Annotated in this window: 19 protein-coding genes; 11 read left to right on the forward strand and 8 right to left on the reverse strand. The window is 27.0% G+C overall.

Annotation, left to right across the window (positions count from 1 at the left end; all coding sequences use genetic code 11):
- Positions 1-44: 44 nt before the first annotated feature.
- Genes R3342_RS01960 through R3342_RS01975 form a run of 4 tightly spaced genes read left to right on the forward strand, consistent with a single transcriptional unit; the run spans position 45 to position 2,077 of the window.
- Entirely contained in the window at positions 45-671 is a 627-nt protein-coding gene (locus R3342_RS01960) for a hypothetical protein (protein WP_318937982.1), read from the forward strand.
- A gap of 48 nt (positions 672-719) precedes the next feature.
- Positions 720-995, forward strand: a complete 276-nt coding sequence (locus R3342_RS01965; RefSeq protein WP_318937983.1) for a CD225/dispanin family protein — start codon at positions 720-722, stop codon at positions 993-995.
- A gap of 1 nt (position 996) precedes the next feature.
- Entirely contained in the window at positions 997-1,395 is a 399-nt protein-coding gene (locus tag R3342_RS01970) for a DUF2752 domain-containing protein (RefSeq protein ID WP_318937984.1), read from the forward strand.
- A 10-nt stretch (positions 1,396-1,405) separates the two neighbouring features.
- Positions 1,406-2,077: a PrsW family intramembrane metalloprotease gene (locus R3342_RS01975; protein ID WP_318937985.1), complete on the forward strand. Its 672-nt coding sequence runs from the start codon at positions 1,406-1,408 to the stop codon at positions 2,075-2,077.
- A gap of 13 nt (positions 2,078-2,090) precedes the next feature.
- Here the strand turns inward: R3342_RS01975 and R3342_RS01980 are convergent, their stop codons facing one another.
- Together R3342_RS01980 and R3342_RS01985 are read right to left on the reverse strand one after the other, a co-directional pair.
- Complete coding sequence (locus R3342_RS01980; protein ID WP_318937986.1) at positions 2,091-2,507, reverse strand: hypothetical protein; 417 nt, start codon at positions 2,505-2,507, stop codon at positions 2,091-2,093.
- Positions 2,504-3,079, reverse strand: a complete 576-nt coding sequence (locus R3342_RS01985; RefSeq protein WP_318937987.1) for an RNA polymerase sigma factor — start codon at positions 3,077-3,079, stop codon at positions 2,504-2,506. Before R3342_RS01985 ends, R3342_RS01980 begins: the two co-directional genes overlap by 4 nt.
- A gap of 136 nt (positions 3,080-3,215) precedes the next feature.
- On the opposite strand from R3342_RS01985, the gene R3342_RS01990 reads away from it, so the two are divergent.
- Positions 3,216-3,572 (forward strand): DUF6249 domain-containing protein, encoded by a 357-nt coding sequence (locus R3342_RS01990; protein WP_318937988.1) that lies wholly within the window; start codon positions 3,216-3,218, stop codon positions 3,570-3,572.
- A 65-nt stretch (positions 3,573-3,637) separates the two neighbouring features.
- Here the strand turns inward: R3342_RS01990 and folE are convergent, their stop codons facing one another.
- The 5 genes from folE to nadC all read right to left on the reverse strand — a co-directional run bounded on the left by folE (position 3,638) and on the right by nadC (position 8,331).
- Complete coding sequence (gene folE / locus R3342_RS01995) at positions 3,638-4,324, reverse strand: GTP cyclohydrolase I FolE (RefSeq protein WP_413468696.1); 687 nt, start codon at positions 4,322-4,324, stop codon at positions 3,638-3,640.
- A 36-nt stretch (positions 4,325-4,360) separates the two neighbouring features.
- A complete protein-coding gene (hisS, locus tag R3342_RS02000; RefSeq protein WP_318937989.1) occupies positions 4,361-5,737 on the reverse strand; it encodes a histidine--tRNA ligase in 1,377 nt (458 codons plus the stop codon).
- A 65-nt stretch (positions 5,738-5,802) separates the two neighbouring features.
- Complete coding sequence (gene kdsB / locus R3342_RS02005; protein WP_318937990.1) at positions 5,803-6,543, reverse strand: 3-deoxy-manno-octulosonate cytidylyltransferase; 741 nt, start codon at positions 6,541-6,543, stop codon at positions 5,803-5,805.
- The gene (locus tag R3342_RS02010; RefSeq protein WP_318937991.1) at positions 6,540-7,475 is read right to left on the reverse strand and encodes a YihY/virulence factor BrkB family protein; all 936 of its coding nucleotides are present in this window, start codon (positions 7,473-7,475) and stop codon (positions 6,540-6,542) included. Before R3342_RS02010 ends, kdsB begins: the two co-directional genes overlap by 4 nt.
- The gene (gene nadC, locus R3342_RS02015; protein WP_318937992.1) at positions 7,468-8,331 is read right to left on the reverse strand and encodes a carboxylating nicotinate-nucleotide diphosphorylase; all 864 of its coding nucleotides are present in this window, start codon (positions 8,329-8,331) and stop codon (positions 7,468-7,470) included. Before nadC ends, R3342_RS02010 begins: the two co-directional genes overlap by 8 nt.
- 77 nt (positions 8,332-8,408) lie before the next feature.
- Between nadC and rlmH the strand changes: the two genes are divergently transcribed.
- From rlmH to R3342_RS02040, 5 genes are read left to right on the forward strand one after another with little or no spacing between them, the layout of a single operon-like run.
- Positions 8,409-8,882, forward strand: a complete 474-nt coding sequence (gene rlmH, locus R3342_RS02020) for a 23S rRNA (pseudouridine(1915)-N(3))-methyltransferase RlmH (RefSeq protein ID WP_318937993.1) — start codon at positions 8,409-8,411, stop codon at positions 8,880-8,882.
- Positions 8,875-9,459 (forward strand): non-canonical purine NTP diphosphatase, encoded by a 585-nt coding sequence (locus tag R3342_RS02025; protein WP_318937994.1) that lies wholly within the window; start codon positions 8,875-8,877, stop codon positions 9,457-9,459. The genes rlmH and R3342_RS02025 overlap by 8 nt, the downstream gene beginning before the upstream one ends.
- Positions 9,459-10,487 carry an iron ABC transporter permease gene (locus R3342_RS02030; protein WP_318938162.1) on the forward strand — a complete coding sequence of 343 codons (1,029 nt, stop codon included), beginning with the start codon at positions 9,459-9,461 and terminating at the stop codon, positions 10,485-10,487. Before R3342_RS02025 ends, R3342_RS02030 begins: the two co-directional genes overlap by 1 nt.
- A 2-nt stretch (positions 10,488-10,489) precedes the next feature.
- The gene (locus R3342_RS02035) at positions 10,490-11,287 is read left to right on the forward strand and encodes an ABC transporter ATP-binding protein (RefSeq protein WP_318937995.1); all 798 of its coding nucleotides are present in this window, start codon (positions 10,490-10,492) and stop codon (positions 11,285-11,287) included.
- A 37-nt stretch (positions 11,288-11,324) separates the two neighbouring features.
- A complete protein-coding gene (locus tag R3342_RS02040) occupies positions 11,325-12,347 on the forward strand; it encodes a M28 family metallopeptidase (protein WP_318937996.1) in 1,023 nt (340 codons plus the stop codon).
- On the opposite strand, the gene holA is transcribed toward R3342_RS02040, so the two are convergent.
- Positions 12,344-13,348 (reverse strand): DNA polymerase III subunit delta, encoded by a 1,005-nt coding sequence (gene holA, locus R3342_RS02045; protein ID WP_318937997.1) that lies wholly within the window; start codon positions 13,346-13,348, stop codon positions 12,344-12,346. The genes R3342_RS02040 and holA overlap by 4 nt on opposite strands.
- A 29-nt stretch (positions 13,349-13,377) precedes the next feature.
- Between holA and R3342_RS02050 the strand changes: the two genes are divergently transcribed.
- Positions 13,378-13,827: a type I restriction enzyme HsdR N-terminal domain-containing protein gene (locus R3342_RS02050; protein WP_318937998.1), complete on the forward strand. Its 450-nt coding sequence runs from the start codon at positions 13,378-13,380 to the stop codon at positions 13,825-13,827.
- Positions 13,828-13,843: the final 16 nt, after the last annotated feature.

Consider the following 13,843-nt stretch of genomic DNA (forward strand, 5'->3'; position numbering starts at 1 on the left):
TTAAGCAAAGTTAAACTAATATTTTAGCAAAAAAAGAATTTATAATGTTACAAACTGTTCAAAAGAACACTTCAACATTTTTTGAAAATGCTATAATTAGATATGACATACCTAAACAGAGGTTAAATTCACTTATTAAACTATCTGAGTTTATTGCGGATCAATTAAAAAATCAATCGTTTGTAAATTTAAATTTCATTGATGAAGATAATAGTAAAATAAGTCAATTATTACAAGTTTGGAGTTCCTTTGCAATTCATTATTTCAAACTAAAAAATATTCAATCCTATTCTGGCGGAATTTCGGTAAGTTCTGTTCATAAAAATACTATAAAATCACTTCAAAAAATTGGCTTTAAATTTCAACTTGTTGATTTCTCGCATCAAAATTCAAGCTATTTGATAAATTCTAATAATTTTACTGGAACAGGATTAATATTTTCAAAATCTGTTTATGACCCAACAAATAAATCTCCTTTTATAGCTATAATAGTTTCTGAAAACCAAAACACAATTTCACCATATATAACGGATACCGCAAAATTATTTCATTTAGAATATCCAAACCCAAATTCATTTGACACCAATTTATTCAAAATAGAAAGATATACAGCTCTAAACCTTCAAATTGCGGCCGAAATACATTTTCTCTTCAAATGGATGCTTTTATAATAATTTAATTTTTTACATTAGCTATAATCAAACTTTAAATTTTGTATTATGGACTTCCAAAAGCCTCCTAAAAATTATCTAATAGAATCTATTTTAGTAACAATTTTTTGTTGTTTACCTTTTGGAATTGTAGGTATTGTGTTTGCTAGCCAGGTAAATTCTAAATTTGCTGGTGGTGATTATAAAGGTGCTATTGCATCTTCGAAAAGCGCTAAAAAGTGGATGACTTGGGGTTTAGTTTTATCTGTTTTGTATTATGTAATTATTTACTTTTTTATATTTAGTATATTAGGAATTACAATTTTAAGTCTTGGAAATAATTAGAATGGTGAAATTAAAATATTTCGGATTTCTATTTTTAGGATTATTTCTTGCTCTACTGTATTTTTATATTAATCCTTATAATGTCAATTATTTTCCAAAATGTCCTTTATATGTTACTACAGGCATTTACTGCCCAGGTTGTGGTAGTCAACGAGCAACCTATGAATTGTTACATTTTCATTTTATTGGAGTTCTAAAACAAAATATACTTTACATAGTTGGAATACTTATTTTAGCGTATCATTTAATAATAAGTTTATTAAATACTGTTTTTAATAAAAGCATATACAATTATATTTATCATCCTAAAACTCCTTGGATAATTTTAATTATAATATTAGTATTTTGGATATTAAGAAATTTACCTTTTTACCCATTCAATTTATTAGCTCCTCATTAAATAAATAATCATGAATTTATTTTTATCAGCCACAGCTCCTGTAATTACTGTAATTATATACATTTATATAAAAGATAGATTTGAAAAAGAACCCAAGTTATTACTTCTATATAATTTTTTATTTGGTGCTATTGCAAGTATTTTAATTAGTAGTATTTTATATTTTTTGTATGATATTCTACTTCCTCATCCTGATAGATTAAATGTTTTTCATCAATTTTTAAAAGCATTTTTTATGGTTGGATTAGTAGAAGAATTTAGCAAATACATAATAGTTAGGTATTACGCTCAACCTAAAAAAGCTTTTAACGAGCCTTTCGATGGAATTATATATGCTGTAATGGTTTCTATGGGTTTTGCTTTTGTGGAAAATCTTTTATATGTTTTTGATGGAGGTATTCAAGTGGCATTAATTAGAGCTGTTACTGCAGTTCCTGCTCATGCTGTATTTGCTATTATTATGGGATATTTTATGGGAATAGCTAAATTTTCAAATCATAAAATTAAATGGAATTTAATTGGATTAGGTTTAGCAATTATTTTTCATGGCGCCTATGATTTTTTCCTATTTATAAATTTTATTCCAGGCATATCTTTAGGAGCTTTTGTTTCATTAATTATTGGAATTATTTTAGCGAAAAGAGCTATTAAAACTCATCAAAACAACTCAATATTTAAATAGTTGTATCTTAAATTTAGGCATATTTTTTAAAAATTGCTTTATCAAAATACTTTTTAATAATTAGCAATTGAATTACTACCAATATTGTAAAAAATAAAAATACAAATGTAAAAGTGCTTGGAATGTTTATTTCATTAAAAATTTTAGTTAAACTTAAATTAGTTGAAAAGGATAAATTTAATTCAGACAAATAATTAGATGAACTAAACTTTTTAGACCAAAAATAAATACTAGACAAAATCAACACTATAGAAATTATAATCCAGCCAAGTTTAGAAATTAATGGCTTATATTTATTTTCATAAATTGGAATTCTTTCTAAATCAATTCTATTCATAACCTTGCCGACAAAATCAACGGAAGGCTTTTCAATACTAGATTCTTTAATTACATATCTTGTAAAGTATTCTATGTTTTTTTTAGTTTTCATCTCAAGTTAATAGTTCGTGGTTCAATTACATTTTTTAAAATTGATGCAAGCTTTTTTCTAGATCTAAATAGTTTAATCTTAATATTATCTATAGATAAATTTACAACTTTTGATATTTCTTTTATAGACATTTCTTCAAAATAAAACAGCGTTAAAATTATTCTTTCCTCTTCCGACAATTTTAAAAGCGCATCATTAATTATTTCTTTTCTTTCTTTATCCTGTAAATTTTGTAAAGCATCCTGTACATTTCCAAAATCAATTTCATTAACCGTTTCAATATTTTCAGAGTTTAATTGTCTTTTATTTCTTTTTATAGAATCTAAACTTGCGTAATATGCTATTTTATAGAGCCAAGTGGAAAATTTAGATTCTCCTTTAAAACTATTTAATTTTTCATATGCTTTCACAAAAACATCCTGTGAAATTTCCTCTGCCTCTTCCCTATTTTTCACAATTCTAATGGTTAGTGTATACACCATATGTTTATACTTTTCTACAAGAAAAGCATAGGAATTTACATTTCCATTTAAGGTTTGTAATATATAGTATTCGTCTGGTTGGTTGTCCATTTTAATGGTTTGACGATTTTAAGTAACCTATGGTTACAAGTTACATCAAAAAAATAATATGCATTTTTTGTAACCGAATTAAAACAATACTCGTCATACCAAATGAAACAATTTAAAAACTTAAAAATTTTATATTATGGGACCAGGACCAGTATTTATTGCTTTATTTATAATTATTTTTGGAATATTTTACCTGCATTATTCCACAAGAAATAAAGAGCGATTAGCTTTAATTGAAAAAGGAGCGGATGCCAGTATTTTTTTTAGTGCTAAAGCTCAAAAAAGATCTTCAGTACCTATTTGGAAAATATTAATATTAAACATTTCTGTGCTACTTATGGGTATTGGTGCAGGTGTTTTTATAGGATCCATTTTAGCTGCATATACTCTTATACAAGAAGAAGTTGGTTATACTGGATCTATATTTTTAATGGCTGGACTAGGATTATTTATAGGGTTTAATTTATCTAAAAAGTTAGTTGAGAAAGAATAAACTATATTATATAATAAAAAAAGCACTCCAATGAGTGCTTTTTTTTATGAATTATTATGAATAAATTATTCAAATTCTGTCTCCATTTTAATATAATCTAAAAACTCTCGTTTAATATCTTTTTCTTTAAATTTTCCACCAAACTCCGAAGTTACCGTACTACTTTCAATATCACGAATTCCACGAGAATTTACACATAAATGTTTAGCATCAATAACGCAAGCTACATCTTCTGTGCCCATAGCTTTTTGTAATGCTTGTACAACTTGCATAGTTAAACGCTCTTGTACTTGAGGCCTTCTTGCATAATAATCTACAATTCGATTCATTTTAGATAAGCCTATAACTTTACCATTAGAAATATATGCTACGTGAGCCCTACCAACAATTGGCAATAAATGATGTTCGCAAGTAGAGTAAACTACAATGTTTTTTTCTACCAACATTTCACCATATTTATAATTATTCTCAAATGTGGATAATTTTGGCTTATTTTCAGGATTTAAACCTCCAAAAATTTCTTTTACATAAGCTTTAGCAACCCTTTTTGGAGTTCCTTTTAAGCTGTCATCGGTTAAATCCATTCCTAAAGTGTCTAAAATATCTTTAACACTTTTTTCAATTTTATTTATTTTTTCTTCATCTGATAATACAAAAGCATCATCTCTTAAAGGTGTTTTTGCTGAAGAACCAACATGATTATCTCCAATGTCATCTATACTGTTTACCATTCCTTTTTTACCTTCAAACATATTTATTTAATTAAAATGCAAATTTACAACTTTGTTTTAATGTGAAGTAGTAATATTAACTAATTCTTCTAAGTTACATTGTTGCTGTTGACCGGTTTGCATATTTTTAAGCGTGAATTTATTTGTTTCTATTTCGTTAGTTCCCACAATTACTACAAATTCTATTTCTCTTCTATTTGCGTAATTTAATTGTTTTTTCATTTTTGCTTCATCAGGATATAATTCTGATTTTATTTTATGCTCTCTCAATTTTATTAAGGCTTTCATACAATAACCAGCCTCTTTTTCTCCTAAATTCAAAAACAAAACTTTAGGTGTCGGCAATTCTACTTGGTTAAATAAATTTAGTTCTTCTAAAACTAAATAAATACGGTCTAACCCAAATGAAATTCCTACTCCACTCATATCTTTTAATCCAAATATTCCTGTCAAATCATCATATCTACCTCCGCCTCCAATAGAACCCATTTTTACATTTTTTGGAGCTGAAACCTCAAAAATTGCTCCTGTATAATAGTTTAAACCTCGAGCTAAAGTAACATCTAACTCTAAATTAGCAGATTGTAAACCTAAAATTTCTACGTTATTAACTACAAATCTTAAATCATTTACTCCTTGAATTCCTTCTTCTGAATTTTTTAGTAATTCTTCTAATTGATTCAACTTTTCATTATTTGTACCTTTAAAATTAAATAATGGCTGCACTTTTTTAATGGCTTCTTCTGAAATTCCTTTAGTAAGCATCTCTTTAGTTACACCTTCAGCTCCAATTTTATCTAATTTATCTAAAGCAACTGTAAAATCAATTAATTTATCTTTTTCACCAATAATTTCAGCAATTCCCGCTAAAATTTTTCGGTTGTTAAGTTTGATAGTCGTTTCTGTTAACTTTAACTTACTAAAAACAGCATCGTATAATTGAACAAACTCAACTTCTTGCCATAAACTTTTGCTTCCAACTACGTCCGCATCACATTGATAAAATTCACGAAAACGTCCTTTTTGTGGTCTATCAGCACGCCAAACAGGTTGCATTTGATAACGTTTAAAAGGAAAAACAATATCATTTTGATGTTGCACAACGTACCTAGCAAACGGTACTGTTAAATCGTAACGCAATGCTTTTTCTGAAATTTTGGAGGTAGTTTGTAAACTATTTTTTTCTATTAAAAGCGATTCATCTACTTTACTTAAGTAATCTCCAGAATTCAATATTTTAAAAATTAATCTATCTCCTTCTTCTCCATATTTTCCCATTAAAGTTAAAGAGTTTTCAAATGATGGTGTTTCAATTGGTTGAAATCCATATGTTTCAAAAACTTGCTTTATCGTTGAAAATATATAATTACGTTTTGCAACTTCAGTAGGAGTAAAATCTCGTGTTCCTTTTGGTATGCTTGGTTTTTGTGCCATTTTTAGTTATTAATTTGCAAATATCTAAAATAAATAAAACTAAATAAAGCTTTTGAAGTATTGATTTACAAATGCTTTTTATTTTTAAAAATTGTATTTGCTTTTTCTAAATCTTCTGGAGTGTCAATACCTATTGCTATATGATTGGTTTCTACCATTTTTACTTTTAATCCGTTTGCTAAAAACCGTAAGTTTTCAAGCTTTTCAGCAGCTTCTAAGTTATTAATTGGTAGTTGGGTAAATTTTAATAATGCTTCTTTTCTAAACGCGTAAATCCCAATATGTTTGTAATATGTAGCTTTCGATTTTTCACGAGGGAAAGGAATTGGTGAACGCGAAAAATACATGGCAAAATTTTGCTCATCTGTTACTACTTTAACATTATTTGGGTTATTTATTTCCTCTTCGTTTGTAATATTAATCATTAAAGAAGCAATATCTATTTCCCTATTTTTATCGTTTTTAAATACTTCTATTAATTTTGAAAGCGGTTCAGTTTGTGTAAATGGTTCATCGCCTTGTACATTTATAACAATATCAACCTCTAAATTTTCAATAGCTTCTGCAATTCTATCGCTACCCGATTCATGTTCTTTTTTGCTTTTTATAGCTTTTCCATTATTATTAGTAATTTCATTAAAAATAATATCGCTATCGGTTATTACATATACATCTTCAAACAATTTAGAATTTTTAACAGCTTGGTAAGTTCTTAATATAACTGATTTTCCAGCTAAATCTTTCATTAGTTTACCAGGAAATCTACTAGCTTCATATCTTGCAGGAATCATTGCAATTACTTTCATAAATTGTCAAATTTTAAATGTTTCTTTTTTAAGCTATTTATGCTTGCATTTAACTCAAAACCTAGTAATAGAATTATAGAATTCAACCAAACAAATAACATTAATACTAGTAAAGTTCCTATAGATCCATATAATTTATTATACGTTGCAAATTTTAAAACATAAATAGCAAAAAGTTTAAAATTAACTAAGGTAAGTAATGTGGTTAAGACAGTTCCAGGTGAAAAAAATGAATATTGTTTCACTTCTTTTGTTCCAAACTTATAAAGCACAGATACAGAGAAGAATAGCAATATTACAAATAGTAAAAACCTTCCTTTTTCTATCCAAAAAACATCATTTTCTAACCAACCATGAGTTTTTAAATCGCTAATAAATATTTGAAAATAAATTATAATTGCTACAGTAATTACCAAAATAAAAGAAAGTAAAATTGCTATAGCCATTGCTATAAAATATTGTCTTAAAATATTACGCATTTCAGTTATGTGATACGAATATTCAAATCCGCCTAAAATTGCATTTACACCATTCGTCATTAAAAAGATAGATGCTATAAACCCAAATGATAATAAACCACCATACCTATTGTTAGCAATATCTGTTATTACTTCCTGAACGGAAGTTGCTGTATTTGGAGGTAATAACTGCTCAATTGTAAATAAAAAATCCTGTTGAAAACCATCAATAGGCACATACGGAATTAAGGTTAAAATGAATAGTAAAAAAGGAAATAAGGCCATAAAAAAACTAAAAGAAATTCCTCCAGCCCTTGAAGTTAATGCTCCTTTTACAATTCCTAAAACATACATTTCAATAACATCATATAAAGACATTCCTCTTAAACCTGGAATTTTAATAGATTTTCCAAGTTTAACAATCCAATTTACAACTGGAACTTTATTAAGATTATCTTCAATTGGTTTACTCATGTACTGCTTTTAAACTTAAATCCATATTATAAACAGAATGTGTTAATGCACCTGATGAAATAAAATTTACTCCACAATCGGCATATTCTTTAGCAGTTTCTAAAGTAATACCTCCTGAGGATTCAGTTAAACATTTATCGCCAATTAATGCAACTGCTTTTTTTGTGTCTTCAAAATTAAAGTTATCAATTAATATACGATAAACACCATCATTTTTTAAAATTTCTTTTATTTCTTCTAAATTTCTAGCTTCAACAATAATTTTTAAATCAAGATTGTTTTCTGCTAAATATTTTTTTGTTTTAGTAATTGCAGAAGTAATTCCTCCAGCAAAATCAATATGATTATCTTTTAACATAATCATATCGTATAATGCAAATCTATGATTTTCACCACCACCAATTTTTACTGCCCATTTTTCTAGAGCTCTAATACCTGGTGTAGTTTTTCTGGTGTCTAATATTTTAGTATTTGTTCCGTGTAAAATTTTAGCAAATTGATTTGTTTTTGTTGCAATAGCACTCATTCGTTGCATTGCATTTAACACCAAACGTTCCGCTTTTAAAATGGATTGAGAACTACCATTTACATAAAAAACAATATCTCCAATTTCAACTTGCTCTCCATCTTCAATAAAAGTTTCCATTTTTAAATTTTCATCTACATAATGAAATATCTTTTCCGCTAAACTTACACCTGCAATTATTCCAGATTCTTTTACTAAAAGTTTTGCTTTTCCTTTAGCTGTTGCTGGAATACAAGCCAAAGAGCTATAATCTCCATCTCCAACATCTTCACGGATAGCATTTTTTATAATAATGTTAATTTCTTTTTCAAACTGTTTTTCAGAAATCATATAAGCCTTATTTTAAAAACAAAAATAACTTTTTTATTTTCAAAAAAAACCTCTTTAATTCTTTTTATATTTACCAAATGAAAATTAAATTATTAGCTATTGGTAAAACCGACGATAAAAATTTAATTACCTTATTTGAAAGTTATCAAAAAAGGTTAAAACATTACATTAATTTTGAATTAGAAATAATTCCAGATATTAAAAATGTTAAAAATTTAAGTCAGCTTGAACAAAAGGAAAAGGAAGGAGAATTGATTTTAAGAAAATTAGTACCTACTGATGTTTTAGTTTTATTAGACGAAAAAGGTAAAGAAATGCGCTCTATTGAATTTGCTAATTACCTTCAAAAAAAAATGAATACCGGTATTAAACAATTAGTTTTTGTAATTGGTGGCCCTTATGGTTTTTCAGAAAATGTTTACAAAAAAGCCCAAGGAAAAATAGCATTATCTAAAATGACTTTCTCTCATCAAATGATTCGTTTATTTGTTGTAGAACAATTCTACCGCGCTTTTACAATTTTAAAAAATGAACCTTATCATCATGAATAACAAAACATTAGTGTTTGCTACAAATAACAACCATAAATTAATAGAAGTAAAACAATTACTCCCTGATTATAAAATAATTAGCTTGAAAGAAATTAATTGTTTTGAGGATATTCCTGAAACCGAAAACACACTTCAAGGCAATGCTATATTAAAAGCAAATTATATTACCGAGAAATTTGGTCATAATTGTTTTGCCGATGATACTGGTTTAGAAGTTGAAGCACTAAATAACGAACCAGGAGTTTATTCGGCCAGATATGCTGGTATGGATAATAATTCAGAAAAAAATATAGAAAAATTACTTACTAATCTTTCTAATAAAAAAAATAGAAAAGCACAATTTAGAACTGTTGTTGCCTTAAATTTAAATGGGAAACAATACCTTTTTGAAGGAATTTGCAAAGGAACTATTTTAGAAAATAAACAAGGAGAAAGTGGCTTTGGCTACGACCCTATTTTTAAGCCATCTGGATATGAAAAATCTTTTGCTGAAATGAGTTTAGATGAAAAAGGAAAAATTAGTCATAGAGGTAAAGCAATAAAAAAGTTAATTGATTTTTTAAATAATAAATCTTGATTTATCCAATAAATTCATATCATAAAACCTTTACCATTTTAACAATTTCTCTTGTTTTAATTTTTATCTTAAATATAAGTTTAGGATCTGTATTTATTCCATTTAAACAAACACTTCTTGCTTTATTAAATGAAAACACTAAAAATGATGCTTGGAAAACTATAATACTTAATTACCGATTACCAAAAGCAATTACGGCTATTTTAGTTGGTTCGGGTTTATCTATAAGCGGCCTGCTAATGCAAACCTTATTTAGAAATCCTTTAGCTGGTCCTTTTGTACTAGGAATTAGTTCTGGAGCAAGTTTAGGAGTTGCCATTTTAATTTTAGGAGCTTCTTTTATTGGCGTTAATATTACCGCATTTGCTTATACTAATTGGGGTTTAGCAATAGCTGCAAGTTTAGGGGCTTTTTTGGTATTATCTGCAGTTTTATTAGCTGCAATAAAAGTTAGAAACACTATGTCAATTTTAATTATAGGCTTAATGTTTGGCAGTTTAACTGCTGCTGTAATAAGTGTTTTAGCATATTTTAGTAGTGCAAATCAATTACAACAATATTTATTTTGGAGTTTTGGTAGTTTAGGCAATTTAACTTGGCATGAAATTAGCACATTTTTTGTCATATTTTTAATAGGTTTATTATTAGTGACTTTTATAATTAAACCTCTTAACAGCTTATTGTTAGGTGAAAACTATGCCAAAAGTATGGGAGTTAATATTAAACTTACCAGAAATATAACCTTAATTTCTACAAGTTTATTAACAGGAGTAATTACAGCTTTTTCTGGTCCAATTGCATTTATTGGTTTAGCGGTTCCACATTTAACTAAATTATTATTTAAAACCTCAAACCATAAAACATTAATTCCAGCAGTGGCTATTAGTGGCGCTATAATAATGTTAATTTGCGATAGCATTGCACAATTACCAAATAGCGAATATACTTTGCCTATAAATGCAATAACATCCTTATTTGGAGCACCAATTATTATTTGGTTATTAATACGAAAAAGAAAAATTTATTAAAATTGGAAAATAACCAAAAACATATTATAAAAACAGATAATTTAAGTATTGGATATACTTCAAAAAAGTATATAAATTTGATAGCTTCCAATTTAAATATAGATTTAAAACCTGGAAATTTAGTTTGTTTATTGGGAAAAAATGGAATAGGAAAATCTACTTTATTAAGAACATTAACTAAAGTTCAACCAGCAATTGATGGAGATATTTTTATTAATCAAAAAAACCTAAATGAAATTTCTAACTCTAATTTATCAAAACAATTAAGTGTAGTTTTAACAGAAAAATTGCCTGAAAGTAGTTTATCTGTTTTTGAATTAATTGCATTAGGAAGGCAACCTTACACTAATTGGGTTGGACAATTAAATACAAAGGATATTAAAATTATTGAAACTGCATTAGAAGAAACAAACACTAAGCATTTAATGCAAGCCAAGTATTATCAATTAAGCGATGGGCAACTACAAAAAGTTTTAATAGCCAGAGCATTAGCTCAAAATACAGATATTATAATTTTGGATGAACCTACTGCTCATCTAGATATCCATCATACAATTGAAACGTTTACTTTACTAAAAAAATTAGCGGATAAATATGGAAAAACCATTATAATTTCAACTCACGAAATTAACTTAGCTCTACAATTAGCAGATGAATTATGGTTAATGACTCCAAAAAAGTTTGTTACTGGTAAAACCAATAACTTAATTGAAAACAACCAACTAAATAACTTATTCTCATCCAGTTTAATTCATTTTGATAAAGAAATGAAACAATTTACCATTTCAAAATCTAATTGATTTTTTTGATATATTTGAGGAAGTCAATATATTAATTATGAGAAAATTACTACTAATTACCTTAACCCTTATTGCTTTTAGTTGCGGAAGTAATACCCACACACTTGATAAATCTTTAAATGCCGATTTAATTACTAATGCTGTTGCAACCAACTATGCTAACACCATAAATACAAGTGATTTAAAAACACTTCTATATCAATTTGCTTCTGATGAATTTGAAGGAAGAGAAACTGGAGAACCTGGACAAAAACTTGCTGCAGAATATTTAAAGACTTTTTATATTGATCATAAAATAAAATCGCCTAATAATGATGATAATTACTTTCAAACCATACCAACTTCAAATTTAAAACCAGATTTAAATCCTTCAGAAAACGTTGCGGCTTTTATAAAAGGAACAGAAAAACCAGATGAAATAGTAGTAATATCTGCACATTATGATCATTTAGGGAAAACCAATACTGGCATTTATTATGGCGCTGATGATGATGGTTCTGGAACAGTGGCTATTTTAGAAATAGCAGAAGCATTTCAAAAAGCTGTTGATGAAGGTAATGGGCCAAAACGTTCCATCTTATTTTTGCATTTTACTGGTGAAGAAAAAGGATTATTAGGTTCAAAATATTATTCTGAATATCCAATTTTTCCTTTAGATAAAACTGTAACAGACTTGAATATAGATATGATTGGTAGAGTTGATGATGCGCATATAAACAATACTAATTACGTTTATTTAATTGGCTCAGATAAACTTAGCAAAGAATTACACTTTTTAAGTGAAGAAATTAATGAAAAGTTTACAAATTTAAATTTAGACTATACTTATAATGATGAAAACGACCCAAATCGTTTTTATTACCGTTCTGATCATTATAATTTTGCAAAAAATAATATTCCAATCATCTTTTACTTTAACGGCACACATAAAGATTACCATAAAATGACTGATACTCCAGATAAAATTAACTACGATTTATTATCAAAACGAGCTAAATTGGTGTTTTATACAGCTTGGGAAATAGCAAATAGAGAAAATAGAATTGCTTTAACCAACTAATGAATTATTTTAAAAATTAATTCTTTTAATATTTCAATTGCGGGTAAAGCATTTGCACCAACACCTTTGCTTCTTACATCTGCATCTCTTATTAATCCTATAATTGTAGAAACTTTTCGCATTGGATAATTTTGAGCTGCTGTTTTATAATCTGAAATAAAAAACGTACTTACTCCTAACGCTCTTGCAGCACTATTGCTAGATTTATCTTTTAAACTATGATAAATTAAAATTTGTGTAAAAAAACTATTTAATAAAGAAATGGTAACTGTAATATGATTTGCCTTTTGATTTTGACCAAAATAATTAATTATCCTGTTTGCTTTTACAACATCTCTAACTCCTATAGCTTTACGTAATTCAAAATTGTTAAAATCTTTACTAATCCCAATATTTTCTTCAATGTCTTTTGGTGTAATTGTAGAACCTTCAGGTAAAACAACAGCTAATTTTGTTAACTCATTACTAATTTTACTTAAATCCGTTCCTAAAAATTCTACTAACATTAGGATAGATTTCAGTTCAATTTTTAAGTTTTTTTTAGATAATATTTTTTTAATCCACTCGGTTACTTGATTTTCATATAACTTCTTACTTTCAAAAACAACTCCATTTTTTTGAAGCGTTTTATATAGTTTTTTTCTTTTATCCAAAGTTTTATACTTGTAACAAAGAACTAAAATTGTTGTTGGAGAAGGATTTTCTACATATTCAGATAAATTTTCAATAGTTTTTACCAAATCTTGAGCTTCTTTTATAATAACCACTTGGTATTCAGCCATCATAGGAAATCTTTTGGCGTTATCAACAATATCACTTATAGTAACATCTCTTCCGTATAAAACCATTTGATTAAAACCTTTTTCTTCCTCAGCAAGAACGTTATTTTCTATATATTCTGAAATTTTATCAATGTAATAAGGTTCTTCACCCATTAAAAAATAAACTGGTTTAATATTTCTGTTTTTAATATCAGAAACTATTTTTGTAACGTCACTCATTTATAAAAAAAAATTAGCATTTTTGTTATATGCAACCGTTGAATTTGCCCACATATACATTCAAAATCAAAAGTAGCGAAAATAACTATGTTATTTTTGATATTATAAGAAAAAAATATGTGGTTTTAACTCCTGAAGAATGGGTTAGGCAACATATTGTTAACTATTTAATGGAAGAAAAAAAATACCCAATTTCATTAATTGCTGTAGAGAAGAAATTAATTTTAAATAATTTAACAAAACGAACGGATATTTTAGTTTTTAATAACAAAGGATTGCCAGATATTATTGTAGAATGTAAAGCGCCATCTGTAAAAATAAATCAAAATACTTTTGATCAAATTGCTAGATATAATTTGAAATTAAACGCTAATTATTTAATAGTTACTAACGGATTAGAACATTATTTTTGTAAAATGGATAAAATAAATGAAACTTATATTTTTCTAAAAACCATTCCTAATTATATAAAAAAATAGACTTTGTAAAAGTAAT

The organism is Lutibacter sp., from assembly GCF_033723435.1.
GTDB lineage: Bacteria > Bacteroidota > Bacteroidia > Flavobacteriales > Flavobacteriaceae > Lutibacter.

Excerpts from the sequence above, each read along its gene's own strand:
- R3342_RS01960 (WP_318937982.1), top strand. The coding sequence starts at position 45 with ATGTTACAAACTGTTCAAAAGAACACTTCAACATTTTTTGAAAATGCT.
- R3342_RS01965 (WP_318937983.1), top strand. The coding sequence starts at position 720 with ATGGACTTCCAAAAGCCTCCTAAAAATTATCTAATAGAATCTATTTTA.
- R3342_RS01970 (WP_318937984.1), top strand. The coding sequence starts at position 997 with ATGGTGAAATTAAAATATTTCGGATTTCTATTTTTAGGATTATTTCTT.
- R3342_RS01975 (WP_318937985.1), top strand. The coding sequence starts at position 1,406 with ATGAATTTATTTTTATCAGCCACAGCTCCTGTAATTACTGTAATTATA.
- R3342_RS01980 (WP_318937986.1), bottom strand. The coding sequence starts at position 2,507 with ATGAAAACTAAAAAAAACATAGAATACTTTACAAGATATGTAATTAAA.
- R3342_RS01985 (WP_318937987.1), bottom strand. The coding sequence starts at position 3,079 with ATGGACAACCAACCAGACGAATACTATATATTACAAACCTTAAATGGA.
- R3342_RS01990 (WP_318937988.1), top strand. The coding sequence starts at position 3,216 with ATGGGACCAGGACCAGTATTTATTGCTTTATTTATAATTATTTTTGGA.
- folE (WP_413468696.1), bottom strand. The coding sequence starts at position 4,324 with ATGTTTGAAGGTAAAAAAGGAATGGTAAACAGTATAGATGACATTGGA.
- hisS (WP_318937989.1), bottom strand. The coding sequence starts at position 5,737 with ATGGCACAAAAACCAAGCATACCAAAAGGAACACGAGATTTTACTCCT.
- kdsB (WP_318937990.1), bottom strand. The coding sequence starts at position 6,543 with ATGAAAGTAATTGCAATGATTCCTGCAAGATATGAAGCTAGTAGATTT.
- R3342_RS02010 (WP_318937991.1), bottom strand. The coding sequence starts at position 7,475 with ATGAGTAAACCAATTGAAGATAATCTTAATAAAGTTCCAGTTGTAAAT.
- nadC (WP_318937992.1), bottom strand. The coding sequence starts at position 8,331 with ATGATTTCTGAAAAACAGTTTGAAAAAGAAATTAACATTATTATAAAA.
- rlmH (WP_318937993.1), top strand. The coding sequence starts at position 8,409 with ATGAAAATTAAATTATTAGCTATTGGTAAAACCGACGATAAAAATTTA.
- R3342_RS02025 (WP_318937994.1), top strand. The coding sequence starts at position 8,875 with ATGAATAACAAAACATTAGTGTTTGCTACAAATAACAACCATAAATTA.
- R3342_RS02040 (WP_318937996.1), top strand. The coding sequence starts at position 11,325 with ATGAGAAAATTACTACTAATTACCTTAACCCTTATTGCTTTTAGTTGC.
- holA (WP_318937997.1), bottom strand. The coding sequence starts at position 13,348 with ATGAGTGACGTTACAAAAATAGTTTCTGATATTAAAAACAGAAATATT.
- R3342_RS02050 (WP_318937998.1), top strand. The coding sequence starts at position 13,378 with ATGCAACCGTTGAATTTGCCCACATATACATTCAAAATCAAAAGTAGC.